25 protein-coding genes are annotated in these 26,191 nt (G+C 36.7%); 8 read left to right on the top strand and 17 right to left on the bottom strand.

Translation table 11 applies throughout. The features are described 5' to 3' along the window. Positions 1 to 52: 52 nt before the first annotated feature. Entirely contained in the window at positions 53 to 877 is an 825-nt protein-coding gene (locus AC3RV6_RS05760) for a transporter substrate-binding domain-containing protein (protein WP_489748505.1), read from the bottom strand. A gap of 443 nt (positions 878 to 1,320) precedes the next feature. Here AC3RV6_RS05760 and qoxA point away from each other — a divergent pair, with 443 nt between their 5' ends. From qoxA to qoxD, 4 genes are read left to right on the top strand one after another with little or no spacing between them, the layout of a single operon-like run. Further along, positions 1,321 to 2,232, top strand: coding sequence for a cytochrome aa3 quinol oxidase subunit II (gene qoxA, locus AC3RV6_RS05755; protein ID WP_489749196.1), 912 nt, complete (start codon positions 1,321 to 1,323; stop codon positions 2,230 to 2,232). Between the two features lie 23 nt (positions 2,233 to 2,255). Continuing rightward, positions 2,256 to 4,205, top strand: a complete 1,950-nt coding sequence (qoxB, locus tag AC3RV6_RS05750; protein WP_489748504.1) for a cytochrome aa3 quinol oxidase subunit I — start codon at positions 2,256 to 2,258, stop codon at positions 4,203 to 4,205. Then, positions 4,195 to 4,791 carry a cytochrome aa3 quinol oxidase subunit III gene (qoxC, locus tag AC3RV6_RS05745; protein ID WP_489748503.1) on the top strand — a complete coding sequence of 199 codons (597 nt, stop codon included), beginning with the start codon at positions 4,195 to 4,197 and terminating at the stop codon, positions 4,789 to 4,791. Before qoxB ends, qoxC begins: the two co-directional genes overlap by 11 nt. 1 nt (position 4,792) lies before the next feature. After that, on the top strand, positions 4,793 to 5,077 hold the full coding sequence (gene qoxD / locus AC3RV6_RS05740) for a cytochrome aa3 quinol oxidase subunit IV (protein ID WP_489748502.1): 285 nt from the start codon (positions 4,793 to 4,795) through the stop codon (positions 5,075 to 5,077). A gap of 109 nt (positions 5,078 to 5,186) precedes the next feature. Here the strand turns inward: qoxD and AC3RV6_RS05735 are convergent, their stop codons facing one another. Further along, positions 5,187 to 5,342: a hypothetical protein gene (locus AC3RV6_RS05735; RefSeq protein ID WP_489748501.1), complete on the bottom strand. Its 156-nt coding sequence runs from the start codon at positions 5,340 to 5,342 to the stop codon at positions 5,187 to 5,189. Between the two features lie 330 nt (positions 5,343 to 5,672). Here AC3RV6_RS05735 and AC3RV6_RS05730 point away from each other — a divergent pair, with 330 nt between their 5' ends. Next, positions 5,673 to 6,203, top strand: coding sequence for a hypothetical protein (locus AC3RV6_RS05730; protein WP_489748500.1), 531 nt, complete (start codon positions 5,673 to 5,675; stop codon positions 6,201 to 6,203). Between the two features lie 257 nt (positions 6,204 to 6,460). Here the strand turns inward: AC3RV6_RS05730 and AC3RV6_RS05725 are convergent, their stop codons facing one another. Next, a complete protein-coding gene (locus tag AC3RV6_RS05725; protein WP_489748499.1) occupies positions 6,461 to 6,637 on the bottom strand; it encodes a hypothetical protein in 177 nt (58 codons plus the stop codon). Between the two features lie 551 nt (positions 6,638 to 7,188). Here AC3RV6_RS05725 and AC3RV6_RS05720 point away from each other — a divergent pair. Further along, on the top strand, positions 7,189 to 7,872 hold the full coding sequence (locus AC3RV6_RS05720) for a hypothetical protein (protein ID WP_489748498.1): 684 nt from the start codon (positions 7,189 to 7,191) through the stop codon (positions 7,870 to 7,872). Positions 7,873 to 8,030: 158 nt separating this feature from the next. Here AC3RV6_RS05720 and AC3RV6_RS05715 read toward each other — a convergent pair whose 3' ends face one another. Beyond that, entirely contained in the window at positions 8,031 to 8,162 is a 132-nt protein-coding gene (locus AC3RV6_RS05715) for a hypothetical protein (protein WP_489748497.1), read from the bottom strand. A gap of 120 nt (positions 8,163 to 8,282) precedes the next feature. On the opposite strand from AC3RV6_RS05715, the gene AC3RV6_RS05710 reads away from it, so the two are divergent. Continuing rightward, positions 8,283 to 8,966 carry a hypothetical protein gene (locus AC3RV6_RS05710; RefSeq protein WP_489748496.1) on the top strand — a complete coding sequence of 228 codons (684 nt, stop codon included), beginning with the start codon at positions 8,283 to 8,285 and terminating at the stop codon, positions 8,964 to 8,966. A 550-nt stretch (positions 8,967 to 9,516) separates the two neighbouring features. Here AC3RV6_RS05710 and AC3RV6_RS05705 read toward each other — a convergent pair. From AC3RV6_RS05705 to AC3RV6_RS05645, 13 genes are all read right to left on the bottom strand, one after another. Continuing rightward, positions 9,517 to 10,101, bottom strand: coding sequence for a GNAT family N-acetyltransferase (locus AC3RV6_RS05705; RefSeq protein ID WP_489748495.1), 585 nt, complete (start codon positions 10,099 to 10,101; stop codon positions 9,517 to 9,519). A 181-nt stretch (positions 10,102 to 10,282) separates the two neighbouring features. Then, positions 10,283 to 11,437: an o-succinylbenzoate synthase gene (menC, locus tag AC3RV6_RS05700; protein ID WP_489748494.1), complete on the bottom strand. Its 1,155-nt coding sequence runs from the start codon at positions 11,435 to 11,437 to the stop codon at positions 10,283 to 10,285. A 130-nt stretch (positions 11,438 to 11,567) separates the two neighbouring features. Continuing rightward, on the bottom strand, positions 11,568 to 13,154 hold the full coding sequence (locus AC3RV6_RS05695) for an N-acyl-D-amino-acid deacylase family protein (RefSeq protein ID WP_489748493.1): 1,587 nt from the start codon (positions 13,152 to 13,154) through the stop codon (positions 11,568 to 11,570). 21 nt (positions 13,155 to 13,175) lie between these two features. Continuing rightward, the gene (locus tag AC3RV6_RS05690; RefSeq protein ID WP_489748492.1) at positions 13,176 to 14,210 is read right to left on the bottom strand and encodes an ABC transporter ATP-binding protein; all 1,035 of its coding nucleotides are present in this window, start codon (positions 14,208 to 14,210) and stop codon (positions 13,176 to 13,178) included. A gap of 3 nt (positions 14,211 to 14,213) precedes the next feature. Continuing rightward, positions 14,214 to 15,209, bottom strand: coding sequence for an ABC transporter ATP-binding protein (locus AC3RV6_RS05685; protein WP_489748491.1), 996 nt, complete (start codon positions 15,207 to 15,209; stop codon positions 14,214 to 14,216). 27 nt (positions 15,210 to 15,236) lie between these two features. Continuing rightward, on the bottom strand, positions 15,237 to 16,142 hold the full coding sequence (locus AC3RV6_RS05680) for an ABC transporter permease (RefSeq protein WP_489748490.1): 906 nt from the start codon (positions 16,140 to 16,142) through the stop codon (positions 15,237 to 15,239). 28 nt (positions 16,143 to 16,170) lie between these two features. Continuing rightward, positions 16,171 to 17,121 (bottom strand): ABC transporter permease, encoded by a 951-nt coding sequence (locus tag AC3RV6_RS05675; RefSeq protein WP_489748489.1) that lies wholly within the window; start codon positions 17,119 to 17,121, stop codon positions 16,171 to 16,173. A gap of 104 nt (positions 17,122 to 17,225) precedes the next feature. Continuing rightward, the gene (locus AC3RV6_RS05670; RefSeq protein ID WP_489748488.1) at positions 17,226 to 18,803 is read right to left on the bottom strand and encodes an ABC transporter substrate-binding protein; all 1,578 of its coding nucleotides are present in this window, start codon (positions 18,801 to 18,803) and stop codon (positions 17,226 to 17,228) included. An 88-nt stretch (positions 18,804 to 18,891) separates the two neighbouring features. After that, positions 18,892 to 20,352: a M81 family metallopeptidase gene (locus AC3RV6_RS05665; protein WP_489748487.1), complete on the bottom strand. Its 1,461-nt coding sequence runs from the start codon at positions 20,350 to 20,352 to the stop codon at positions 18,892 to 18,894. Between the two features lie 45 nt (positions 20,353 to 20,397). Continuing rightward, on the bottom strand, positions 20,398 to 21,579 hold the full coding sequence (locus AC3RV6_RS05660) for a hypothetical protein (RefSeq protein ID WP_489748486.1): 1,182 nt from the start codon (positions 21,577 to 21,579) through the stop codon (positions 20,398 to 20,400). Positions 21,580 to 22,108: 529 nt separating this feature from the next. After that, positions 22,109 to 23,149: a C45 family autoproteolytic acyltransferase/hydrolase gene (locus tag AC3RV6_RS05655; RefSeq protein WP_489748485.1), complete on the bottom strand. Its 1,041-nt coding sequence runs from the start codon at positions 23,147 to 23,149 to the stop codon at positions 22,109 to 22,111. Positions 23,150 to 23,167: 18 nt separating this feature from the next. Beyond that, on the bottom strand, positions 23,168 to 24,784 hold the full coding sequence (locus AC3RV6_RS05650; RefSeq protein WP_489749195.1) for an amidohydrolase: 1,617 nt from the start codon (positions 24,782 to 24,784) through the stop codon (positions 23,168 to 23,170). Between the two features lie 300 nt (positions 24,785 to 25,084). Continuing rightward, on the bottom strand, positions 25,085 to 25,714 hold the full coding sequence (locus AC3RV6_RS05645) for a VOC family protein (RefSeq protein ID WP_489748484.1): 630 nt from the start codon (positions 25,712 to 25,714) through the stop codon (positions 25,085 to 25,087). Between AC3RV6_RS05645 and AC3RV6_RS05640 the strand changes: the two genes are divergently transcribed. Then, positions 25,620 to 26,150: a helix-turn-helix domain-containing protein gene (locus tag AC3RV6_RS05640; protein ID WP_489748483.1), complete on the top strand. Its 531-nt coding sequence runs from the start codon at positions 25,620 to 25,622 to the stop codon at positions 26,148 to 26,150. The genes AC3RV6_RS05645 and AC3RV6_RS05640 overlap by 95 nt on opposite strands. The last annotated feature ends 41 nt before the right edge of the window (positions 26,151 to 26,191 follow it).

The following is a 26,191-nucleotide window of genomic DNA, read 5'->3' as shown; positions in this document are numbered from 1 at the left end:
TCTCCACCTTCCTAATAGATCTATTAGACTACAATCGGTCATTTTCATAGATTTAACTCTCTAAAGGATCCGTCCCAAACCACTTTTTATAGATAGTATTATAAGTTCCGTCATCTTTCATTTCAGCCAAAGCCTGATTCACTTTCTCAATAAAATCTTCGTTCCCTTTATTTACAGCCATACCAATTTCATCTTTATTTAAAATGTCACTTGCAATTTTTAACGGAAGATTTTTCTCCGTTATATTATAGCTAATCAATAGTTGATCATTAATAATGACATCTAGCCGCTTATTTTGTAGGTCTTGGATGTAATCACTTACTGCCTTATACAATTTGACATCCGCTCCGTCGACGCTATTCGCAACTTCTTCAAATGTCGTTCCCCCACCAACACCAACTTTTTTCCCTTTAATATCTTCAAGCTTCGTAATATCATCTGTATCTTCCCTTGTAATTAATACAGAACCTGTGATGACATATGGATCAGTGAAATCTACACTTTTTTTCCGTTCCTCTGTAACTGTCATTTGGCCAATGATAATATCAAACTTATCCGCCTTTAAACCACCAATCAATCCATCCCACTTTGTCGCTATAAAATTAGCCTTCACACCAAGTCTTTTAGCAATTTCATTTGAAATATCAACATCAAACCCTTCAAACTCGTCATTGTCATTCAAAGAGTTAAACGGTGGGTATGTTCCTTCGAAAGCAACATTTAGCGTTTTGCTACTTTCCATCCTATCTAACACGCTTTTATTGCTGCTTTCTTTCGCGTCATTGCCTTCCGTTTTCTTCGCTTTATTACCACCACATCCAGCAACAACTGCCATTATTAATAAGGCAACAATTATTATAAATATATTCTTCTTCATCATTACTCCCCCTTTTTTCACAATTACTGGTACCAAGATATTGCTACTACATGTCCAATGATTTAAAACCTTAGGTAAATACTTTCCTCACTACTAAACAGTCTATTGCAATATGCAACTAGATATGATTAAAGGCAATATCGGGACCTAGAACTTTCAATTACTTTTTCAATAAGTATTTGTTATTCCGTTATAACTTAAAATCATTATCACATTACATAGCGCGTGAATTAGACCAATTAATTCATATACTTACTTTTATTAACAATTTAAATATAGACCTTTTGTGACATTGGTACTTATAGATTGTTATTTATTTCAGATAGGAATATTATTTTGTACGCAAGGTAATTTGGTGAAAAGAGATATAATTCTTATCCGCTAAAATACTATTCGAATATATTTAAAACAGCTTTTATTAATCATATGAGAGGAGAATAATGATGAAGAAAAAATGGTTAGCTTTATCTATATTTCTAGGAACTACCGCCTTGCTTTCAGGGTGTGAAAAACCGTTAATGATTTTCGATCCAAAGGGTCCTCAAGCCAAAACTTTATCGGATACAATTTTATTTTCAATCTTGATGATGGTTGGCGTTCTACTCGTCGTCTACATTTTATACACGTATATGCTTGTGAAATATCGAGCTTCGAACCAGGATAAGGATTATGAGCCTCCTCATGAAGAAGGCAGTAAAGCACTTGAAATCATTTGGACTATCATTCCAGTGATCATTGTCGTCATTTTATCCATTGTCACTGTTCGTTCAACTAGCGCTGTCGAAAATACACCAGCAGCTTTTGCCAATGACAAACCTGTTGTCATTTATGCTTCATCTTCCAACTGGAAATGGCATTTTAGCTATCCAGAAGAAGGAATTGAAACAGTAAACTATGTAAACATGCCAGTAAATCGTCCTATTGAGTTCAGGTTATATTCTTATGGACCGATTACGAGTTTATGGATTCCTCAACTTGCCGGTCAAAAATATGCAATGAGTGACATGGTTAACAAGATCCATCTTTCAGCTGATGTTCCAGGATCCTTTATGGGGAAAAACTCGAACTTTAGTGGTGCAGGCTTTGCGCAAATGGAGTTTGAAGCTCAATCGATGACTGATGCTGACTATCAAGAGTGGGTTAGTGATGTAAAAGAAACGGCTCCAGCACTGTCTGAAAATGAATTTAACGAATTATTAGAAGCCGAGCATGTTGGTCGTAAAACATACTCTTCAACTCATCTTGAGTTTAGTCCACCTCCTGAAGGCGATAATGCAGGACATCAACATGGACAAGAAGATGATGACATGAAGGACGAGCATATGGATATGGATCACAATGAACATAACGAATAAAAACTTGAAAGGAGTACAACTCAATGAAATGGGATGAATTTTTCGTAACTGGTGAACCGATGATTTATGGTGCGATGATTAGTATCGCACTCGTTTCACTAGCGATTCCTATAGCACTTACCTATTTTAAAAAATGGGGTTACCTGTGGAATGAATGGTTAACAACTGTTGATCACAAAAAGATTGGTATTATGTATATTTTGGCTGCATTACTTATGCTGTTCCGCGGAGGTGTTGACGCGCTATTAATGAGGGCGCAAACAGCAATTCCAGATAATGGACTGCTTGACGGACAACATTATAATGAAATCTTTACAACGCACGGAGTCATTATGATCTTGTTCATGGCAATGCCGTTCATCGTTGGATTAATGAACGTCGTTATACCGCTTCAAATAGGAGCGCGTGACGTTGCGTTTCCACGATTAAACGCGGTAAGTTTCTGGCTATTCTTCGCTGGAGCTATGCTATTTAATATTTCCTTTGTTATCGGTGGATCACCAGATGCTGGTTGGTCAGCTTACTTCCCACTAGCAAGTTTAGAATTTAGCCCAACCGTAGGGAATAACTATTACTCTCTTGCTCTGCAAATTGCGGGGATAGGTACTTTATTGACCGGGATCAACTTCCTAGTCACCATCTTAAAAATGCGTGCACCAGGAATGAAATTGATGAAAATGCCAATGTTTACTTGGTCCGTATTAATTACAAACGTAATTATCGTTTTTGCTTTTCCGGTATTAACTGTTGCACTGGCATTGATGATGCTTGATCGTCAGTTTGGGACACAGTTCTTCACGATGCAAGACGGCGGAATGGATATGCTGTGGGCAAACTTATTCTGGGTTTGGGGACATCCTGAGGTTTACATTGTTATATTACCTGCATTCGGTATTTACAGCGAGATTATCTCAACATTTGCACGTAAAAATCTATTCGGGTATAAATCAATGGTTGTTAGTATGCTAGCGATATCCTTACTTTCTTTCGTTGTATGGGTTCATCACTTCTATACGATGGGTCATGGCGTCATGGTCAACAGCGTGTTTTCAATTACGACAATGGCCATTGCCATACCAACTGGTGTGAAAATATTTAACTGGCTCTTTACATTGCGGAGGGGAAAAATTAGCTTTACAACCCCAATGCTTTATTCACTTGCCTTTATTCCAATTTTCACAATCGGTGGGGTGACTGGTGTCATGCTTGCCATGGCAAGTGCCGACTATCAATATCACAATACGATGTTCCTTGTTGCGCATTTCCATTATGTATTAATTCCAGGTACAGTCTTTGCAGTTATTGCAGGATTCCATTATTGGTTCCCTAAAGTATTCGGATTCAGATTGAATGAAAAGCTTGGTAAAATAGCATTTTGGTTTATTACAATTAGCTTTAACGTCACATTCTTCCCACTTTTCATCCTTGGATTAAACGGCATGACACGCCGTATGTATACTTACTCTGAGAGCACAGGATATGGTCCATTAAATATGCTGTCAATGGTTGGTGCTGTTGGACTTGCGATTGGGTTTATCATCCTTGTTTACAATATATACTGGAGTGTTCGTTACAGCCCACGCGATACAAATGGTGACCCTTGGGATGGAAGAAACTTGGAATGGAGTACACATAGTCCCGTTCCTGTCTATAACTTCGCCAAAATACCAACTGTAAATTCTTTAGATGCATTCTGGTATTCGAAGAAGGATAACATTCCACTAACTTCGGGTGAATATGAACCGATTCATATGCCTAACAATAGTGGTTTGCCATTCATCATGGGTGTGATTTTCTTCTTCTGGGGATTCTTTATGGTCTTTAGCTTGTGGACACCAGCAATTATTTCTGGATTGCTAATTATTGGATTAATGGCCTACCGTTCATTTGAACGCGACCATGGTTACCATATTTCTGTTGAAGAAATTGAACGGACAGAAAAAGCATTGCGAGGTGAGAATAATGAAGATTGATAACTCAGTACCACTCGAATATAGTACAGATGAAAACAAAATGAAGATATTAGGTTTTTGGATCTTCTTGGGGGCAGAAATAGCCCTCTTCTCTACCCTTTTCGCTGTCTATTTCACTTTGCAAAGCCATTTTGCAAGTGGACCTGACGCCCATGAATTATTTCAGTTAACACCTGTTATGATTGAAACGATTCTTTTGCTATCAAGTAGTTTTACAATAGGACTAGGTATTCACGCAATGCGCCTTGGTCTAAAAAAACCGATGATGATTTTCTTCGGTATTACACTACTACTCGGATTAGGCTTCCTTGGCGTAGAAATAACAGAATTCGTCACTTATATTAATGAAGATGCAACAATGCAGACAAGCGCTTTCCTATCAAGTTTATTTACCTTACTTGGTACGCATGGTGCTCACGTAACTTTTGGTTTGCTATGGGGTTCTAGTATTTTACTTCAAATTAAAAAACGAGGGTTTACACCTGAAACAGCAAATAAGTCGTTTATCTTTTCTCTTTACTGGCATTTCCTCGACGTTGTCTGGATTTTCATATTCAGTTTCGTCTATTTGAAAGGAATGATGTGAGATGAAACAATTATTCCCTGTCCCGCATGTGCTGGGATTTATATTCTCACTTCTCCTTTCTCTGATTGCCCTAATCGTTGTGAAATTTGATTTATCTTTTACTGCTGGAATGACAATTCTTGTCGTCACAGCAATTGTACAAGCAAGTCTTCAATTGTTCTTGTTTATGCACGTCAAAGAAAATCCTGACAGTAAAACCCTTTATGCAAACATCGGATATGCGTTATTCGTTGGTCTTGTAACGATATTTGGTACATTGTTTGCAATGGTTTGGGGTTATAATTGATTTAAAGATTACTATATAAAAGTGCCTGTATGCCAAATGCTTAAGTTTGGTATACAGGCACTTTTTATTTTTAAATAGACGCACACTTACAAATAAAGTGTTACGCAAATCATGATTTAATTGCTTCTTCTTCGTTCCCCGTTAACCAATTGAGCTCCAGTTTATCAAGCCTTTCTTCAAGTTCTTTGTTTCTTTTAATGCCTTCCAATGCATATAGCATAGACAGTAAAGCGACAAGAAATGAAGCATACATAAACCATTCCATTCCAGCACCACCTTTCTTTTCAATAAAATCGAAATTTACTTTTAAATAAATAGTATACTTTCTTAGCTTCTCGACAAAAGTAATATTCTTATTAAGGATTGGATGATAGTTTCAAATTTATACAGAAAACAATAATTCAATCAAAGAATCCAGTAAAGATATTTTTTCTTACTTATTTTCAGATTCAATAATACTACGTAAGTTGGGCCGTGTTTCTAAACCATAACCACAAATTTAAAATCATTGTATTAATATGGGCTGTTCATGGGTAATTTAAAGAGGAGGTAGTGAATTTACAGCATCTAACATTAATTAAGAGGTGAAGAAAACATGTCTACTATAAATAATAAAAGAATCGGCCTAATCGTTATGTTCGGGGTTCCAATCCTAATACTGCTTGGCCTAATAATTCAACCCATTGCTGCATGGAAATTCGGTGATGATATCGTTTTACGGGCAGTTACTAGTGATCAGGATGAACAATCCGAGGAAAGTTTTGTCATGCTAGAATATGAAATAGAAAAAGTTCCCCTTTATTTGTTATCAGATAGTCTAGTAGCAGCTTTGAAGGATTATCACAAAGCTGGACTTTACAAAGTTTATGGCAAATTAGAAAGTCGAAATGAAGTTGATGTGCTTGTAGAATTAACAGACGAGAAACCTAAAAACGGGATTTATTTAAGTGGGATGATGAACAAGAATTCAGTTAAAATACTTAATAAGGAAAAATTTTATACTGTGGACTTCGGTTTATCTCGCTTTCACAAGACAGATAAACAGGAAGATTTTACAAAATCTCGCAATTGGATTGCCCACGCCAAAGTAAAAAATGGGTATGGTGTTTTGAAGGAAGTAGATTGACGAAGCCACATTCTTGGGCTTCGTTTTTTTATATAGAATCAATGAGATGTGTTTAGATAATAAATGATTTGAGACAAGTATATTTATTCATTCGTGCAGTAGTGAAGTAAAAAATGTAAAAAGACCTTAACTAATAAGCAAAGGTCTTTAGCAGTATGAATCATCATTTATTTCAGCTACTTAATATTCGACTCTACAATGCGCAAAATGTCATCTACTGGTAAGTTCGTTATATCCGCAATTGCTTCTATCGGATATTATTTTTTGTGCATATTGAGGATAATTTCTGCTTTTCCAACTGCTTTTGCCTTAAGTTCTCTTTGGATTTTATCTCTCAAATGAATTTCACGTGAAATGGCTGATACACGTGTTGCTGGGTCTTCGCTTAGACGTTGGATTTCCTCGAATGCTTCTCTCATTGTTGAACTTTCCATCGCTAACGCCACTTTTTCCAAAGGTCTAGAAAGTCCAATTCACATTTACTTTCATCTTCACAAAGTAGTAATTCCAATACCTCTCCTCAATTCTTCACCTCAATTTCAAAACAAACGTTCCTACATATCAATAAAGCTAGTCTGAATTCTCTTTAATTAAAGAAGAAGTTTTCCAGTTATCCTGTAGATGCATACTTCTAACCACTTCTCATGTTTTTTAACAAACAATCAGTTTTTGTTAGTAATATCATAAAAGATGGGAATCAGATATATTTTTCAGGAGTTGGCGCTTTTTTATTTTTGGGTGTCTATAAGACACAAATCTAACGTAATTTTGAATAGTTTCAGAATATTATGGAGCACTTTGCACTTTTATCAGCATAATATGTCTTTGAATTCCTTTTACGCCCTTCTGAGTCTTTCTAATCAATTCAAATCAATCCAGTCTTCTCCTACAAAAATTCCATTATACTATAAGTATGCTAATCTTTAATCGGGGCCTAACTTCCTTTTAAAGTGAGAAAAATACACGTAGAGGGGATGTTTCTTCCATGTTTAAATGGTTCAAGTATGGTATAGCAAGTGTGACTGGACTTTTTATTCTCGTGGGTATCATAATTGGAATCGCACTCACGATTATTTTCAATTTTTATGTTGAAAAACAAAAACAAACGAATACAAACGTTTCTTCTGACGCTTCAGTAGAATCTGAACAGCAATCTATTGAAAAGGAATCGCCTGATGAAGAAAAACATAATTATGTTCAAAAAGGGATTTTGAATTTAGATAATTATCAACAACTAAAAGAAGGAATTAGTTACGAAGAAACTGTGAAAATAATAGGTGCGGAAGGTAGAAAAGAATCGGTAAGGGAGAATATAGATTCATATTCAGTTACCTATATATTCGCTGAAAGAGGGTTAAAGGGCATAGAAATTTCAGTTTCTTTCTTAAATGGAGGACTTAGCGACAAAAGGTTCTTTATGGTAGTACCCACAGCATCGGCAGTAACCATTACAGCAGAACAATTTGATGAAGTAAAATTTGGTATGTCATATGAAGATATCAAAAATATCGTTGATGGTGAAGGGACGCTGATTGCAGACTTCGGCTTTTCAGACAGTGATTACTATTCACAAATTTACAAATATAATGGACAAGCGATAGGCTCAGAGGCTCAATTCAAATTTACCGAGGGTGAATTGAGTACAAAAACGCAAGATCTTCTTGAATAATTAACTTTTCTACACAACTTACAAAGCTACTACTTGTCCTGGCACCATTAGGCTAGCAAGATATTAGTTATACAGCTGGGACAGTTACTTATGGGGAAAACTATCATGAATAATTTTACAAAGCTAATCTTTAATCATCAACAGTCTACGATTTTTAATTATAATAGAGTATCAATTATGTGAACTTGTTTTTCGATTTCATTAACACCTTTAATAGCGATGGCAGTGTCTGGTTGTGTTTGTTTTCTACCATAGTAATCCGCTTTTGCCTTCTGAGTCTTTCTAATCAATTCATATCGATCCCGTATGCTCTTAAAAAACTTCCCTTATACTATAAGAATGCTAATCTTTAATCAGTTTCTTACTTTCCGTTAAGATAGTAAAAATACGCGTATAAGGATGATTCTTCCATGTTTAAATGGATCAAGTATGGTATAGCAAGTGTGACTGGACTTTTTATCCTCGTGGGTATCATAATTGGAGTCGCACTCACGATTATTTTCAATCTTTATGTTGAAAAACAAAAGCAAACGAACACAACCGTTTCTTCTGATGCTTCGGTAGAATCTGAACAACAATCTATTGAAAAGGAATCGCTTTATGAAGAAAAAGATACTTACGTTCAAAAAGGGATTTTGAATTTAGATAATTATCAACGACTACAAGAAGAAATTAGTTACGAAGAAACTGTAAAAATACTAGGTACGAATGGTAGAAAAGAATCGGTAAGGGAGAACCCCAATTCAAATTCCGTTACCTATATATTTGCTGAAAGAGGGTTTAAAGGCATAGAAATCACAGTCTCTTTCTTAAATGGGAGACTTAGCCAAAAAACCTTTTTTACGGTAGTGCCCACACAATCGGCAGTAACCATTACGGCAGAACAATTTGACGAAGTAAAATCTGGTATGTCCTATGAAGATATGAAAAATCTCCTTAATGGCGAAGGGATTCTAATTGCAGACTTCGGCTTTCCCGATAGTAATTACCATTCACAAACTTACAAATATAATGGACAAGTGATCCACTCAGAGGCGAAATTCACATTTCACGAAGGTGAATTGAAATCAAAATCCCACCATCTTCTTGAATAATCAACCCGCCTACGCAACTTCCAAGGTTACCAATGGTCCTCAGAACAGGTGCCTGTGCATGAAACTATAGTAATAGTTTAAACTTTCGCGTTTGTTCAAACAACAATGAATAATTTTTCGAAGCTAATCTTTTATCATCAACCATCTGCAACCTTATTTTTATGCACAAAAAACGCCAACTCCCATTTTTTTCAGGAGTTAGCGCTTTTGATTTATAATGAAATATCAATTAAGTGAGCTTGTTTTTCGATTTCTTTAATGCTTGTCGTTCCAATTTGGAGTTTTTAAATACAGGTTGAATTGAACGTATTCCTAGTTTTATTCGCGAGTCGCAGTAGAATTAGTGTGACTGGTGGAGCAAACTATCTTGAACTCAATGTTGTACAGACAACCGGCACGACCGACCCCAAGTAAAGAAAATGGATATTTGTAGGTTACATGATCAATCATTTGTACCTATGTGACAAACAATCATGATAGTTTCTTGCACAGGTAAACCATTAAAACCAATCTTTCATTACTCTATTCTTCAACATAAACTTCACTCCAATTACTTATTAATCATATTCTCCAATTTTTGCTTTACTGAAACCCATTCACTTTCTATAATGCTATAAATAACTGAATTCCGATACGTTCCATTTTCACGGATTTTATGATTTCTTGAAATCCCTTCTTTAACTCCACCTATTTTTTGAATTGCCTTTTGCGATTGAATGTTATTTTCGTCTGTTATTAACTGAACTCGAATTGTATTTATCGTTTCAAAGCAATATTTTAATAATATATATTTACATTCTGCGTTTATATTTGTACCCCAGACAGAAGGATTTAACCAAGTCCATCCTATTTCCAATCCTTTATCCAGAGGTGAGATTCCAAGAAATCGGGTAGTACCAATTACTTTGTTGTTTTTTCGAAGCATGATAACAAATGGATAACTCGTTCCATTCTTTTTGTTATTCAACGCTTCGTCCACAAAACTTTCCATTTCTTCAACCGTTTTTACCGCTCTTGGTAAATGCGCCCAGACCAATTCATCGGAGCCGGCTTCAAATAATCCCTGAATATGGCTTCTTTCCATTGGTACAATTCGTACGTTTTCTCCTAATAATTCATCGACTGAAATGTCCATTTCACCGACTCCGTCCTATTGGTAATCTATCTTTTTGAACTGCAAAGTTACTTTGTGGTAAATCAAGCCTCGGTATGATTTCGTCCAACCATTGAATTGGGCTTTCCCAATTCACTCCCTTCAATTCCTGTGCCAAACCCCGGTGGTTTTAACTCCACTGAATTACTTACTTGGTTCTTATTCATCTTTCCATCTTAGCCTTAATAGAAGTGGTAGAATTCTGCTGAATAAAGTTAAAATGTAGTTCTTCCACTGTGTATTTATTCATTGCCTCAAGATTAGGCTCATACCCAATACCATAGTTTGATGGTACCGTGATATATCCGTCTATTGAAATGACTTCAGGTGAAATAATATCTTCATCCCAGTAACGGGAAGAACTAGCTGTATCGCCGGGTAGAGTGAAGTTCGGAAGTGTTGTTAATGCCACATTATGTGCACGGCCAATACCTGACTCCAACATGCCGCCACACCAAACAGGAATCCCTTTTTCCATACAATAATCATGAATCTTTTTTGCTTCTGTAAGTCCGCCAACACGTCCTATTTTAATGTTAATAATTTTAGTACTACCCAGCTCTATTGCATTTTTTACATCCTCGAGGGAATGTATGCTTTCGTCTAAGCAGATTGGTGTTGTTAGCTCTTTTTGAAGTTTTGCATGATTAATAATGTCGTCCGACGCAAGGGGTTGTTCAATCATTGTTAAATTAAACTGATCTAATTGCTTAAGAAGTGCTATATCATCAAGCGAATAAGCTGAATTTGCATCAGCCATAAGTGGAATCGTAGGAAAATGTCTTCTCAATTCACGTATTACTTCAACGTCATATCCGGGTTGAATCTTTACTTTAATGCGCTTATATCCTTCATTTATATATCCTTTAACAAGCTTCACCAAATCTGCGACATTTTCTTCAATTCCAATGCTGATACCTACTTCAATCTTTTCTGCTCGTCCACCCAATGCATGTGCAAGTGTCATCTTTTCACGTTTTGCATACAAATCCCAAATAGCGCCTTCAACTGTAGATTTCGCCATATTGTTCTTACGAATGGAACCAAAAAATTCACTAACTTCATTTGGATGATTTATTTCTTTTCCTAACACAAGCGGTATTAGAAAGTCTTGAATAATATGTAAATTCGTCTGTGTTGTTTCTTCGCTATACCAAGGTGAACTAAAAGCCACAGACTCACCACAACCCGAATTACCTTCTTCATCCTTAACCTCAAGTAACAAAAAAACCTTTTCTTGAAACGTACCAAAACTTGTTGTAAATGGAGTTTTCATCATCATTTTCATTATACGAATATTAATTTCTTTTATAACCATTTAATTCGATTTGCACTTAACCAGCATGAATATGTTTTCTGAAATTACGTGTTTTAGTAAATTATATCAAAAAACATCCTCAGTATAGTTGTAAGTACCAACCAATTCCAAGGACGCCCTCAATACTTTTTCAATCGATTGCTTGCCTAATTATTTGACCATTTAAAGAATGGTTGCATTCTCCGCTTTCGACGCAGACTACTCCATTTACAAGGACATACTCTATTCCTTCTGGTTCCAATGTAGGCGATGTAAATGTAGCAGTGTCCATAATTGTTTCAGAATTAAAGATAACAAGATCCGCCCAATTTCCTTCTTTGATATATCCGCGGTCTTTTAACCTTAATAGTTGCGCAACGGCACCAGTCATATGATGGATTGCTTCTTCCAAAGTCAAAACTTTTAATTCTCGGACATATCTCCCTAACACACGTGGCTGTGTACCAGAAAGTCTTGGGTGAGGTTTACCGCCAAAGATACTGTCAGAACCTACCATATGGTATGGACTTTGCATTGCTTTGGTAATGTCTTCTTCTTTTCCCCAGTGTATCACCATCGTTACGTTTCCTCTTGCTTTTACAAGAAGTTCAAATGCAGTTTCATCTGGTTCTTTTCCAATAGATGCCGCAATATCGTTTACACTTTTACCTTCATAACCCTTATATTCATCCGCATCAATTGATGAAATAATAATGTTTCCCCAACCACAACTATATACCCAATTCTCGTATTCAAAGTTCGTGAGGAATTCCGACTTTATTTTTTCCTTAACTACATTGTCTTGAAGTCTAGCTAGCATTGCTTCCGTTCCGCCATCATGCACCCAAGGAGGAAGAATTGCATTAAAAACTGTTGACGCCGCCGTATAAGGGTATTGATCGAATGTAACTTCAATCCCTTCTTCTCTAGCCTTTTCAAACTTTTCTAAAACTACTGGGAAGTATTCTCTGTTTCTAAGTCCAATAACTTTGAAATGGGAAATATGTAGTCGCACACCTGATTCCCTTGCAACTTCAAGCATCTCGTCAACCGCAACCAAAATATTATTGCTTTCGTTTCTCATATGAACGACAAAACAACCGTCAAATTTTGCGATTCCTTTGCAAATCTCAATGATTTCTGCTGTATCAGAAAAACTATTAGGAGGATAAACAAGACCAGATGAGAAGCCTACAGCCCCTTCTTTCATTCCTTGTTCTGCAAGTTTCCTCATTGCAACTCTTTCTTCTTCCGAAGCGATTCTATTTTCAAAACCCATCACTATTGAACGGATATTTCCGTGTGGTACAAGAAATGCCGCATTCGTTAAGGACTTCATTTCACTTAAATAATCTAAATAGCTTTCGACTGATTCCCAAGGCCAATCTCCAATATCTCCGTTCAAACCTTTTAACTGAGCCTGCCAAAAAGGTTTTGTTTTAGCTGTAACGGGAGCCACAGAAATGCCATCTTGGCCTAATAATTCTGTCGTAACCCCTTGTTTTACTTTTATATTATGAATCTTAGGTTTTGTGATTAATAAATCAGAATGAACATGTGGATCAATAAAACCAGGAGAAACGGATAAGCCAGAAGCATCGATAATTTGACGAGCTTCCATTTTAAGATTCCTTTTTATCGCTACAATCTTACCATCTTTTATACCAATATCTTGCCACGTATAAGGGTTTCTAGTACCATCAAAAACTTTTCCATTTTTAATTAGAATATCTAACATTGTAAAACCTCCACCCTCGTTTTAGACAAATACTTCCGTGTCTTTTAATTCCTTATTTTCATCATTAATTTCATCCACCAAATGACAACTTACTACATGACTACCACTCACATTTTCACGTAATGGTACTTTTTCTTTACATATTGCTTCAGCATATGGACAGCGTGTATGGAATACACAACCCGTTGGCGGATTTATTGGAGAAGGAATTTCTCCTTTTAGCATAATCCGTTCCTTTTTATGTTTTGGATCAGGTATAGGTATAGCTGATAAAAGTGCTTGGGTATATGGATGTTGTGGATTACTGAACAATTCATCTGTCGATGCTTCTTCTATTATATGGCCAAGATACATGACACCGATTCTATCTGAAATATGTCTTACAACACTAATATCATGTGCGATAAAGAGATAACTAACCTTCATATCTTTTTGAATTTTACGGAGAAGATTTATAATTTGTGATTGAACGGATACATCTAATGCAGAAACGGGTTCGTCACAAATGATAATTTTCGGATCAACAATTAGTGCACGCGCAAGTCCAATTCTTTGCCTTTGACCCCCAGAGAATTCATGTGGAAACCGATAATACTGATCCTCATTTAATCCAACTCTTTTCAATACGTCCAGTGCGATTGAAGCCCGGTCTTTTTTATCGCCGATATTATGAATAGTTAAAGTCTCTTCCAAAGTTTTTCCGATTCGAATTCTTGGATTCAGCGATGAATACGGATCTTGAAATACCATTTGCATTTTTTTTCTAGCACTTCTTAATTCCTTTTTCCCAAGGTTTGTAATTTCCTGTCCATCAAGTAACACACTTCCAGAAGTCGCCTCGACCAATCGCAGAATGGTTCTTCCAGTCGTGCTTTTTCCACAACCGGACTCCCCGACAAGTCCATATGTTTCACCTTCATATATGGTAAATGTAACATCATCAACAGCTTTAACTTGGTCATTAGTTTGACCTAGTGGCCTCTTAATTGTAAAATGTTTTGATAGGTTCTTCACTTCCAAAACCGGCTTCCTCTCATCTTCTGCAAGATTTTTCATCTCTTAGATCACCTCCGACTCTAAAATCTCTTTGAAATGCCAACACCGTACTTTTTGATTATCATTGTAGCTCTCAAGGACTGGATTTTCGGCTCGACATTTATCATCAGCAAATTCACATCTTGTTGAGAAGCTACATCCTGAAGGGGCTTTATCAAGTGAAGGAACAGTACCTTCGATTACATGTAATTCTTCACTTCTGTCGCCATCTATTTGTGGTATTGATTTAATCAAACCTTTTGTATACGGATGAAGAGGACGATCAAACAAGCTATTCACATCTGCTTCCTCGACGACCTGTCCAAGATACATAACAATGACTCGACTACAAACCTCTGCAACAACGCCCAAATCATGGGTGACTAAAATAATGCCCATACCGATTTTCTCATTCAAATCAATAATTAAATCTAAAATTTGTGCTTGAATTGTCACGTCTAAGGCTGTTGTTGGCTCATCTGCGATTAATAATTTAGGTGCACAAGCTAGTGCCATCGCAATCATGACTCGCTGACGCATTCCTCCTGAAAGTTCGTGTGGATACTCATTCACACGCTTTTCGGGGGAAGGTATACCCGTTAGCTTTAAAAAGTCTACTGATTTCTCGAGTGCCTCTTTTTTCGACATCTTTTTATGAATTCGTAATACTTGTGATATTTGATAACCTACTGTATAGACCGGATCCAATGAGCTTAAAGGATCCTGAAAAATCATTGAAATTTCATTTCCTCTGATTTTTTCCATATTTGATGAGGATAGTTTTAACAAATCACGATCCTTAAAGAGAACTTCACCACTATATTCAACTAAGTGTTTCTCATCAAATAATCTAAGAATTGACTGCACCGTTACACTTTTCCCACTGCCCGATTCACCAACAAGAGCTAGTATTTCTCCTTTGTCCACATGGAAATCCATTTCACGTAAAGCTTGTAACTTACCACGTTCAGTATAAAAATGAGTTGAAAGTTTATTTACTTCCAATAGTTTTTCAGACATTACCTTTTCACCTCCACCTCATGTTTATTATCTTTTCTTACCTTGTGCGGATGCATTTGGATCCAGTAAATCTCGCAGTCCATCACCGAATAAGTTGAGTCCTAATACAGCCGATACGATGAAAATACCCGGAAAAACAGTCAACCACCATGCATTATAAATATACATCTTACCTTCAAATAATATATTTCCCCACGTCGGGTCTGGAGCTGGAACACCAACTCCAAGGAAACTTAGAGCAGCCTCGACAATTATAGCCTCAGCAAAGATAAAAGTTGTTTGAACAATTAATGGGGATAGTGTATTAATTGCAATATGCCCCCAAATTATTCTTGCTGAACTCGCACCTTGAGCTACCATTGCTTCTATATAGGTTTGCTCTCTAATAATAAGGGCCGATGAACGAATAATTCGCGCAACATATGGTGTGTAAACGATACATAACGAAATGATAACATTATTTATAGTCGGTCCAAGCGCCGCCATGATGGCAATTGCAAGTAGGATAGCAGGAAATGCCATCATCGCATCTGAAATTCTCATTAAAATCCCATCTAGACGTTTAAAATAACTAGCGGTTAAGCCAATAATCGTTCCACTAATTCCTGTAATAAGTGCGACAGAGAAACCAACTCTCATTGATATAGTTGTCCCATAAATAATTCTACTTAACAAGTCACGACCAAAATTATCTGTTCCAAGCAAATGTTCAGCTGAAGGGCCTTTTAACTTATCTGCAATAACCATCTCGTAAGGACCATATGGCATAAGTACCGGAGCCAATAATGCAATAAGCGTAAGTATTAATGTAATGGTTCCTCCCGTAACAACAAGTTTATTCGAATAGAGTCTTTTCAGAAAAAGTTGTCTTTGTTCTTTCTTCAAGCGTATTTTTGTTTGGACAAAACTCGAGGACGCCTGTGGAACATTCATACTTTTCTACCTCCTTTTAAAAATGATTCTATTTCTTATCGAGTCGAATACGTGGATCAATAACACCGTACAACAAGTCGATTAATAGGTTGATAATTAAATAAGAAAATGTAACGAACAAGATTGAACCTTGAATTACGGCATAATCCCGGCGCTCAACTGAGTTTAAGATAAGCTGTCCAATTCCTGGTATATTGAAAATTGTCTCCGTTACGGCAGCTCCAGCTACTAGAGTTCCAAGAGATTGTCCAATAACCGTAATAATTGGAATAAATGAATTTCGTAGTGCGTGCCTATATGTAACGACTCTCTCTTTTACACCTTTTGCTCTTAATGCTTTAATAAAATCTAAGCTTAAAACATCTAGTAATGAAGCCCTTGTCATCCGTACAATTAATGAGGCTTGCATCGTTCCTAAAGCAATCGCGGGAAGTAATAAATGTTTGAAATGTGCCACAATGTCTGTACTAAAAGGTACGAAACCTGCAACAGGTAACCACCTGAGTTTTACTGAAAAGATTAGCACTAAAAATAAAGCGAGTAAAAAGCTCGGGATAGAAATACCAATTAAGGATACGCCCATAATAGACTGATCTGTAAAGCTTCCTTTTCTCTTTGCTGCAATAACTCCTAAGGGTATCGCGAATATAACCGCAAAAATCTCAGCCAATACTGCTAACGAAAGTGTGGGGCCTAAATGATCATATATGGCGGTTAAAACTGGTTTATCCATAAAATAGGAAAACCCAAAATCTCCTTTGATGACATTTGAAAACCAATGAACATATTGTGAAATAATAGGCTCATTTAAGCCTAGTTGTTCTCTTACTTTCTGAATGTCCTCATCGCTAGCTTGATCACCTAACATAACAGCAGCCGGATCCCCAGGAGTAAGATGTATGATAGAAAAAACGACAATTGATACTATGAACAACACGGGTATGAGTGCCCATATTCTTTTTAGGATATAATCTCTCACGTTTATACTTCCTCCTTTCTTTGCTTAAAAAAGGAAACATATAAGATAGAGTATAAATAACAGCTCTATCTTATATGTATTAATCCCTATTTAGTTTATTCTTCTTATTCAGCAATCGTTGTATTCCATAAAATAAAACCATCTTGTAATTCTAGACCATCTACTTTAGTCGAATTACCAAGGAAAGTGTAGTAATCTCCAAATTTAATCATTGTCAAATAGTCATACATTCGATCTTGCAACTTAGCAAAACTTATTTTTGCTTCTTCTGCTGAATTAGATGCGTTTATTTCATCAATAAGTTCAGTTAGTTCAGGATCATTCGTCCAACCTGGCCATTCAGGGCCTAAGTGAAGAATTTGTTGTGGTGTCATAACTTTAGGGAATCCAGTAACAAATCCATCATATTCACCTGGCTTACCTCTCATTTCTAAAATTGTTGCCCAGTCCATTACTTCTAACTTGATGTTGATGCCGATCGCTTTTAGTTGCTCTTGTATTACAACTGCTGAGTTGTACATGTACTCATAGTCTTTTGTAGTAATGATTTTAATTTCTTCACCCTTGTAGCCTGCATCTGCAAACATTTGTTTAGCCTTTTCTGGATCGGCTATGTTATAACGATCGCTTCCTTCTTCGCTATACCAATCCGTTTGTTCAACTTGCATATAGCCATGGTCAAGTCTAAAAAACTTTTCATCTGAGTACGCAGCCAACATAATATCTTTTGTATTTAATGCTGTGTTTAGTGCCTGTCTCATCTTAATATCAGAGAAAATTCTTTCTTTCTTATTCAGAACCAATCCAACCGGTCCCATAATATCGATTGCCGTTTCAAGGTTTGGATCATTGTCTACCATGTCATAGTTATCAACAGGTACGTCCATCGCTACATCATATTGTCCTGTTTGCAACCCCGCTAATCGGGTTGAACCATCAGTGATGACATGGAAGTAAATGTCATCCACAAGTGCTTCTTTTTTACCAGTAAGTCCATCTGAAGGCTGGTCGACAGCAGTATAATCATCGAATTTTGTAAAATGGATGTATTGGTCTTGTTTCCATTCTTCAAACTTAAACGGTCCAGTCCCAATGTATTCTGTTGTACCTGTTGGTCCCGCTGCTTCCGCAATTTCTTTCGGTATAATCACTGCCGACTGACCTACGTCAGCAAAGAGTGTCATAATTCCGTATACTGCTTCTTCAAGCTTGAATTCAACAGTATATTCATCGATTTCTGTAAACGTTGCGTCCGGAATCAAAGATTGTGCTTTCGATGAAATAGCTTGCCATTTTTCCAATGAAGCAATTACATCTTCCGCTTTCATTTCTTTCCCATTATGGAACTTAACACCTTTTCGCATGTTGAAAGTATAAGTCTTGCCATCTTCACTTTCATTGATTGACTCAGCAAGCATTGGAACAACTTCATATGCTGAATTTAATGCTACGACTTGCTCATAAATATGTCTTGAAAGGTCAGAAACAATTGTTGCTGTTGTCATATGGTGGTCCAAAGTAGCGGGTTGCGTATTAATTGCTACGTTAAGTTCCGTACCTAGTTCCTCCGACTCTGGCTTTTCATCGTCACCTGAATCTGAACTGTCTTTCTTATCTGCTGTACAACCAACTAATAACATCATGGTACACAAAGCCATAACTAACCAATGCCATCTTTTCAATTAAATATCCCCTTCCAAATCATATTTTTTTGTTCTTATATAGCTCTTAAATAGAAATAATTAGCTAACTTTAAAATATTTAAAGACTTTAGATAACATCCAGTGGATAAATGGGCCTTCTGAGTTTTTCGTAAGTAAATGATTTTAAATTCAATGTACTTAATCCTGGCGAATCTACAGTAATAATTTCGGCAGCAATTGATTCGTAAGAAGCCCTAAAGTGCTGACTTGATTTCAAGCCAACAATTTCATATTGGTTCACATTAATCCCGTGCATCTCAAAAGGTTGTTCATCGAATACCTGGGTTCGAATGCATCCAACGATTATGTCGAGTCCACCCACTCGAAGTCTAACGGTTTTTCCAAGCTTAATTACTTTCCCTCGCCACATAGGAGATGTTTGAGTGTAAATACCGTCTGTTAGCGTTTTAATATATGCACTTACTAAAACAGGTTCACCGTGTATTTCGTCGGTTTTTCCGCCGAGATAGACTTCAATCGTTGCGCCTACTCCTTTTTCATGAGCAATTTCAACGACCTTGGGATCATAAATGATCCCTATACACGCACGTTCTAGTTTCGCATCAAGCATTGCACTTAGTAATCGAGTACCATCACACGGCGTTCCTGCACCTGGGTTATCAGATGTTTCGTTAAGAACTACTGGAAAATTTATCGCGTGTTTCGCCTTTTCAACTCCAAGCTCTGGTGACAATGTATCTGGATAAAATTTGTCGCGATTAGCCCAAATTGTCGAAGTTGCTTCTTTCGCAGTCTTGATTGCTAGTTCCTCATCTCCTTCTGTAATACAAAGAACCGATACACCAATAAAAGGAACATCTGTATAAGGAAATCCGTGATAAAAGGAACAATCGATAACATTCGTTTGTTTCTTCAATTCAAGACAAAGCTCATTAATTTCTTTGACTGGTGATAAGTTTGAAGTCGATGTCGGTATCATCATCGACAATTTTTCTAAATGCATTATTGGATTGATTTCCTTTTTGATAAGTTTGGAGGTTAATGTAATTGCTTCTACACCTTTTTCATGTGAATCGGTGTGTGGATACAAGTTTACTCCAATTAATAAATCAGCTACTTCAACCATTTTCTTGGTAAGGTTCCCGTGAAGATCAAGTGTAGCTATAATCGGAATTTCATCTCCCACTAATTCACGAATAAAAGATAAGAAATCACCTTCTAAATCATCAATTCCTTCCGTAACACCAGCGCCATGTAGTGATAAACAGACCGCATCTATTTTTTCTGAAAGATCTAGATTCTCACGGAATTTTTGTTTAATAGCTTCATAGGTTACTTTTGGTATAATTCCGGAAGGATGCGCTCCTGCAGAAAAGACAGGTACTATTTCCATGTCTAGCTGTTCGGCTCTTTCAATCATTCCCCCCAAGTAATTCTCAACACCGCGATTCTTTTCTATTATGCACCTCCCTTCGTCCCAATCTAATTCTTTAAATCTTTCTACCGTCGTTGGTACTTTCGAAAAAGTATTTGTTTCATGTGAGACTTGTCCAACAGCGATTCTCAAATTAACACCCTCTTCCTAATGTAGTCAATACCCAGATGCGAAACACTACAGTGTTAATCGGTAAATGCTTCGTGGCCTGCCTTTTGTTTGAAGCGTTTCTTTCCCAATTATTGTAACCGCTTTCACTAGTTTAAGATGTTTTAATATACGTTGTGTACTTTTTACGGAAATCCCCATAAACGGTGCGATTTCATTGGCCGTAAATTCGGAACCAACTTGTTGAATGGCACGAAATGCTCTTTCTACAGTCATTGTGCTAAGCGTTGACTGTTCTGCCAATTGTAAGATTTGTTGATCTGTCGTACGTAGTTCTAATTTATCAATTGCTTTATGGTCTTTTCTTATTTCAATAAGTTGATGTTTATCATTCACTATATAACAGCTATCATCGCTTAAATCTTTAGCTTTCTGAGCTGCGACATTTGCCGCATTAGCAGCTAGATTAGTTGTCCCACCCATTCCAATACCTAGATTTAATTTTACGCCACTCGGCAAATTCGATTTACTGAATATAGACGGTAATGTTGCAAAACCCTTTGTAGCATTATCTATAAAAGCATGTGTTGTAAAAAAAAGAAATTCTCTCGGTGATGTTTGCAAATACTGACCATCCAACTCTTTCATAAAATTCATAACAGAGTACTCTAGTTGAAGATTGAATTTTTGTATGTCTTGAATATTTTTCCCTTGGGCCCACTCATCAAATTCACTAACTGATATTAGGCCGACTGAAATTTGGTTTCCAATATTAAAACTGTTATCACATATTAACTTTACTTTGTCTAGTGTTTCACGAATAACAGATTTAAAGGGTTTTATTCGCACCGCCGGAATACCTTTTTCTAGTAAACTCTCATAACACGAGGCTAATCCTGTAACAGCTCCCATCGTTTTACCTTCCATAAATAAATCGGTGTGATATTTAATGATTTCTTCACTTTCCTGATTTATCTCATATTCTAAAATATGAGAAGGATGTTCATCCAGTTCTAATTCGGCAAATGATTCCAATAGTAAAGGTAAATCAACGATATCAATACTAAAGTTGCTAACTGGACCGAGCTTTTGGACTTGATATAATGCCCGCAACACCCCCGTGCCATGATACGGTAGAAAGATACTTGCAATCTTTTTCATTTTTTTATTTTCTAATGAAATCATATACGGAATTGGACCTGCAAATAAAATTAAATTAAAGTCATTAGAAAGTTTATTAATAATGGACATTGTTTCTTTTTCTGACTCGTATATAAAAGCATTTAATTTGAGCGATGGATAATTATTTCCTTCATTTATCAGGTCTGTAACGATGTCCTCAGGTCCAATTACCGCTATTTTCGAGAAAACTAATAATTTAATCCACCTCTTTTCTTAGGATGTGCTTTTATCGTTCTTTAATAAGAATACAACAAAATAATAGATTAGTCACTGTTTTTTGAAAATTCTCTCTATTAAATTAATTAGACTATTAAAAACGCAAACACAAACATTGTACTTATAACATTTGTCTAATATATTCTTTATAAACATATTTAAAATTTCTTTTATTCATGTTTAATTGAAAACCTGGAAAAATTAAAAGGAACAGTCCATCTTACCCTTTTAGCTTTTTTTGATAGATGTTCTTATATAGCACTTAAAGCAAATTATTCAAAGAGTTTTGGATATTTTGCCCATACATACGCTATTTATTAATACATCAAAAACCTGCATCGCCAAAATAGCAATACAGGTTTAAGTTCATCAACTTTTTCTCTTACACCGAAAACTGGTGTTGATTATCCTTACAAGGTTGACCTACTATCAATGATATCTCATTACTTGTTAAGTCCATTGCAATGCTAAAAACAGTTTCCATATTTTCATGTGCTACCCTATTCGGGTTATCATGACGGCATATGGAATCTGGATAATTCTCATGATTAGATAATACTGAGAAAATATCATCTGCTTTGGCATCCTTATCCAAGGAGCTTAGTAGCTTTTCAATTACTGCTAACCGTTGAAAAGAATCTTTTTTGGGGCTATCTGTCACGACTTTTCTCATAGCGGAAGAACAAATATGATTCGTGTGAACAAGCATTCCACTCGTAGAATCAAGTTGCGCAGTGTGAATTGGCGATACTTCTAGACTCACTATTTTTTTCTCATTTGAAGCAATTAAAAAGTGTGCAGGGGATCCCATTTGATTATCGTTTACAGAAGAAACAGCTTCTTCAAACGAATATGAATCCAAAATCGCCCTCAATCCAAGATGGATAGGCACTTTAGTCTCTAATGTATTTGTAATTATCGCATTCAAACAAACACCAACACCAGCACTGTTACAACCAATCTTTCCGATAATACCGCCTTCAGTAATCATTTGGATATTTGGTTTATCTTGTTGTTTGATCTTTAAAAATAAAAGAGCAGCAGATTGTTCCCCTTTCCAATCCCAATTTTGTGCAAGCCATGTTTTTGACGTTCGAGGTTCAGTAATTGCAAGCGAAGTACATCCATCAGGCACATTCGTAAGCGCTATTTCACTTCTTGTATTTAGTGTTAGTATATCTTCAAAGTCAACTCCAGCACCACGTGCAATGCCCTCCATTTCAGTTACATACTCTGGGCGATAAGAATAAATTACATCTAGATGGCGTAAAGCCACTTCTTTTGCTTCTTTCCAAGATAACGAGGCATAACCTTTGAATAGTTCTTCATACGTTTCCAAGCTACGAAGTACTTCCATTTTCCCAAGTTCACCGTGTTTTAATCCAATATCAAATGATGTCCCATAAAGTTCAATTGTTTTCAATTGTTATTCTCCTAGTATTCATTTATTTTTTTGTTGGTTATCGTAAACAATCTGTCCGTCAATCATTGTAAAATCAACTTTAATAAATGGAATATCTTCTACATCTGTCTTTAATATTGAACGGTCTAAAATGATTAAATCCGCTAGTTTATCAAGTTCAATCGACCCTGTTTCATTTTCACTAAACGATGCATACGCCCCGTTAAATGTATACATACGGAGTGCATCTATTAAGGAAATTGTTTCATCTGCCCCAATGACTTGTCCTGTTTGTGATACTCTAGTTAGCGCACTATGAATGCCACGCATTGGATTGAAATCAGTGACAGGGCAATCCGAAGCAATTGCAGCTGGAATGCCTTCTTTTAAATAACTTGCTAAAGGATACATTTGTTTCGCTCTTTCCCCGTAATTCTCAACATAACCATCTCCGTATTCATATAGGAAAGCAGGATTTGGTATCGGAATAACCCCTTGTTCTTTCATTCTTTGAATTAAGTCGGGAGCGGCCACTCCCGCGTGTTCAATTCGATGACGTGTGTCTACCCTAGGAAACTTCTTATTTGCTTTTTCAATACAAGTTAAGATCATATCAATCGCGGCATCCCCTTGAGCATGTGCAGTAATCTGCCAACCCTGTTCGTGTGCCGGTATAAATAACTCCTCCAACTCCTTTTGTTGAAAGTAATGGACACCAAAGTTCGATGGGTCACTCGTATATGGTTCTCTTGTCCAAATAGTCGGGCCGCTGCTACTTCCGTCCAGAAAAACTTTTACTGGACCAATCTTAAAACAATCATTTCCAAGCCCTGTAACAAATCCGGATTTCAGAAGTGTTTTCACAAGACTTTCCGCATTGCTTAAAGCACCAGCCATTGCATATACCCTTTGCTTAATAATTTTCTCTCCACTATCTTCTTGAAGAGCACGTAAACTAGTAGCACCATATCCTGTAGCATCATGAATCGAGGTAATTCCCGCTCTAGCGAAATGATCAGATGCAATCGCGTGTCCCTCTCTAACTTCATCTCTAGTTACCTGGCTAATTTGGTTCATTTGCATATGAGCATTTTCAATAAGTAACCCCGTAGCCTCACCTTTATCGTCACGGTCAATCTTTCCACCTTCTGGATCTGGTGTGTTATTATCTATCGCAGCAACATTAAGTGCCAAACTGTTAACAGCAGACAAATGACCACATGCCCTAGATACAATAATTGGATGTACCAATGAAACGAGGTCTAGCTCTCCTTTCGTTGGGAAACGTTGATTGTTTATTTTTTGATCATGGAAACCCCATGCTCGTACCCATTGCCCCTTCGGCGTATTTTCCGCCTTCGTTTTCAATTGAAGTAGTAAATCTTCAATCGAATTAATCGAGTCTTCTTTACAAGATACAGAAAGAACATTTGCACCGTATAATGTTATATGTAGATGTGGTTCAACGAATCCTGGGAGAAGAGTCCGCCCTTTTAAATCGATTACTTCACTAGATTCATTTTGTAATGTCATAATTTCCTTTGTACTTCCTACTTTAACAATGCGTCTCCCCTGCACTGCTACAGCTTCGACAACTTCATTTTTCACATTTACAGTAACTACTTCTCCGTTAATAAATAAATAAGTTTTATTCATCAATTTATACTCCGCCTCTCCTATATATCTACTTATTTAACTATTCTGATTTTTATAGATGTAAAAAGGTAGCTTTGATTAGCTTAAATGGAGATACATTGAATTTCAACATTTATTAATCAAAATTAATTGTTGAAGAGGATCAATTAAATTTATATTCACGAATAAAACCAAGCCATGGAGTGACTTGGTTTGGTTTCACGTAGGAAAAACTGATGCCTGTTATGAATTTAATGTTGTACTTGAAATTTATAAACCCCTACCTCTGCCACCATTTTGGGCAGCAGAGGTGGGGGAAGGTCACACGGTTAATTGAATTTTATTTCCTGATGGATCGTCAGTCACAAACAATTCATTTTCAGCCACAACTGAAGCGCCTAGATTCTGTAATTGTTCAATCACTTTTGCTCTTGCTTCTTCATTTGGAAAAACAAGCGTATACCAATTTAAACCGACACTATTTTTCTGTGGTTTCGGAGCACCTACACCTTGCCATGTATTAAAGGCAATATGATGATGATAATTGCCGGTAGAAATAAAAACAGCCTGAGGATATTGACTTACGACTGTAAAACCGAGTCCCTTCGTGTAAAAATCTTCTGCTTTCTGAAGATCGGACACATGCAAATGAATATGCCCCATGATTGTGTCAGCAGGTAACCCATCCCATTCCGAATCACTTGCTGCAAGAAGACTTTCTCCATTTAACGGGTCAGATACCATCTCGACTTCCCCATTAGACCAAGTCCATTCAGTTGGCGGTCGATCTATATACACTTCAATGCCATTTCCGTCTGGATCTGTAATGCAGAGTGCCTCGCTTACAAGTATTAATGTGGAAATCGGCTCAAAAAAACGAGATATACGTAAAAGAAAGAAAATAACAATCGCACAAATGAGCGAACAAATAGGGCTCTCCAAAGGATTCATAAGCAACATCGAAAACGATAATACATCCCCCTCCTTTAATACGTTGCAAACAATCTCCAGCTTTCTGGACGTTCCGCTACCCTATTTGCTGCTAGAAAAAAAGCAGCATATGAAAGTTGTAAGGAAAGATGAACGCGTATATACAACGTTTAATGGCATAAAAATAGAACATCTTACTACCCAAATTGGCCTTCGGATGATGCACGTTGAATTACCATCCGGTGCATCGACTGGCGAAGCGATTGCCCACGAAGGTGAAGAGAGCCATGTCGTACTTAAAGGCACCGTTCTTGCTGAACAGGGCGAAGACTCTGTCATTGCAAAAGAAGGCGATTCATTCAGTTGGAATGCCAGCGTGCCCCACTTTGTCAAAAATATCGGAGAAGATGAGGCCATCATAATTATTGCCATCTACTCCGAGGATAGCAATAATTGATAAGTGACATAAAAAAAGACAAATGTTTTTATAAGCCGTAA

Source organism: Sporosarcina sp. So3-204, assembly GCF_058068165.1.
Note: the sequence above shows the minus strand (reverse complement) of the source record. Positions and strands in the feature narration are given on the sequence as shown.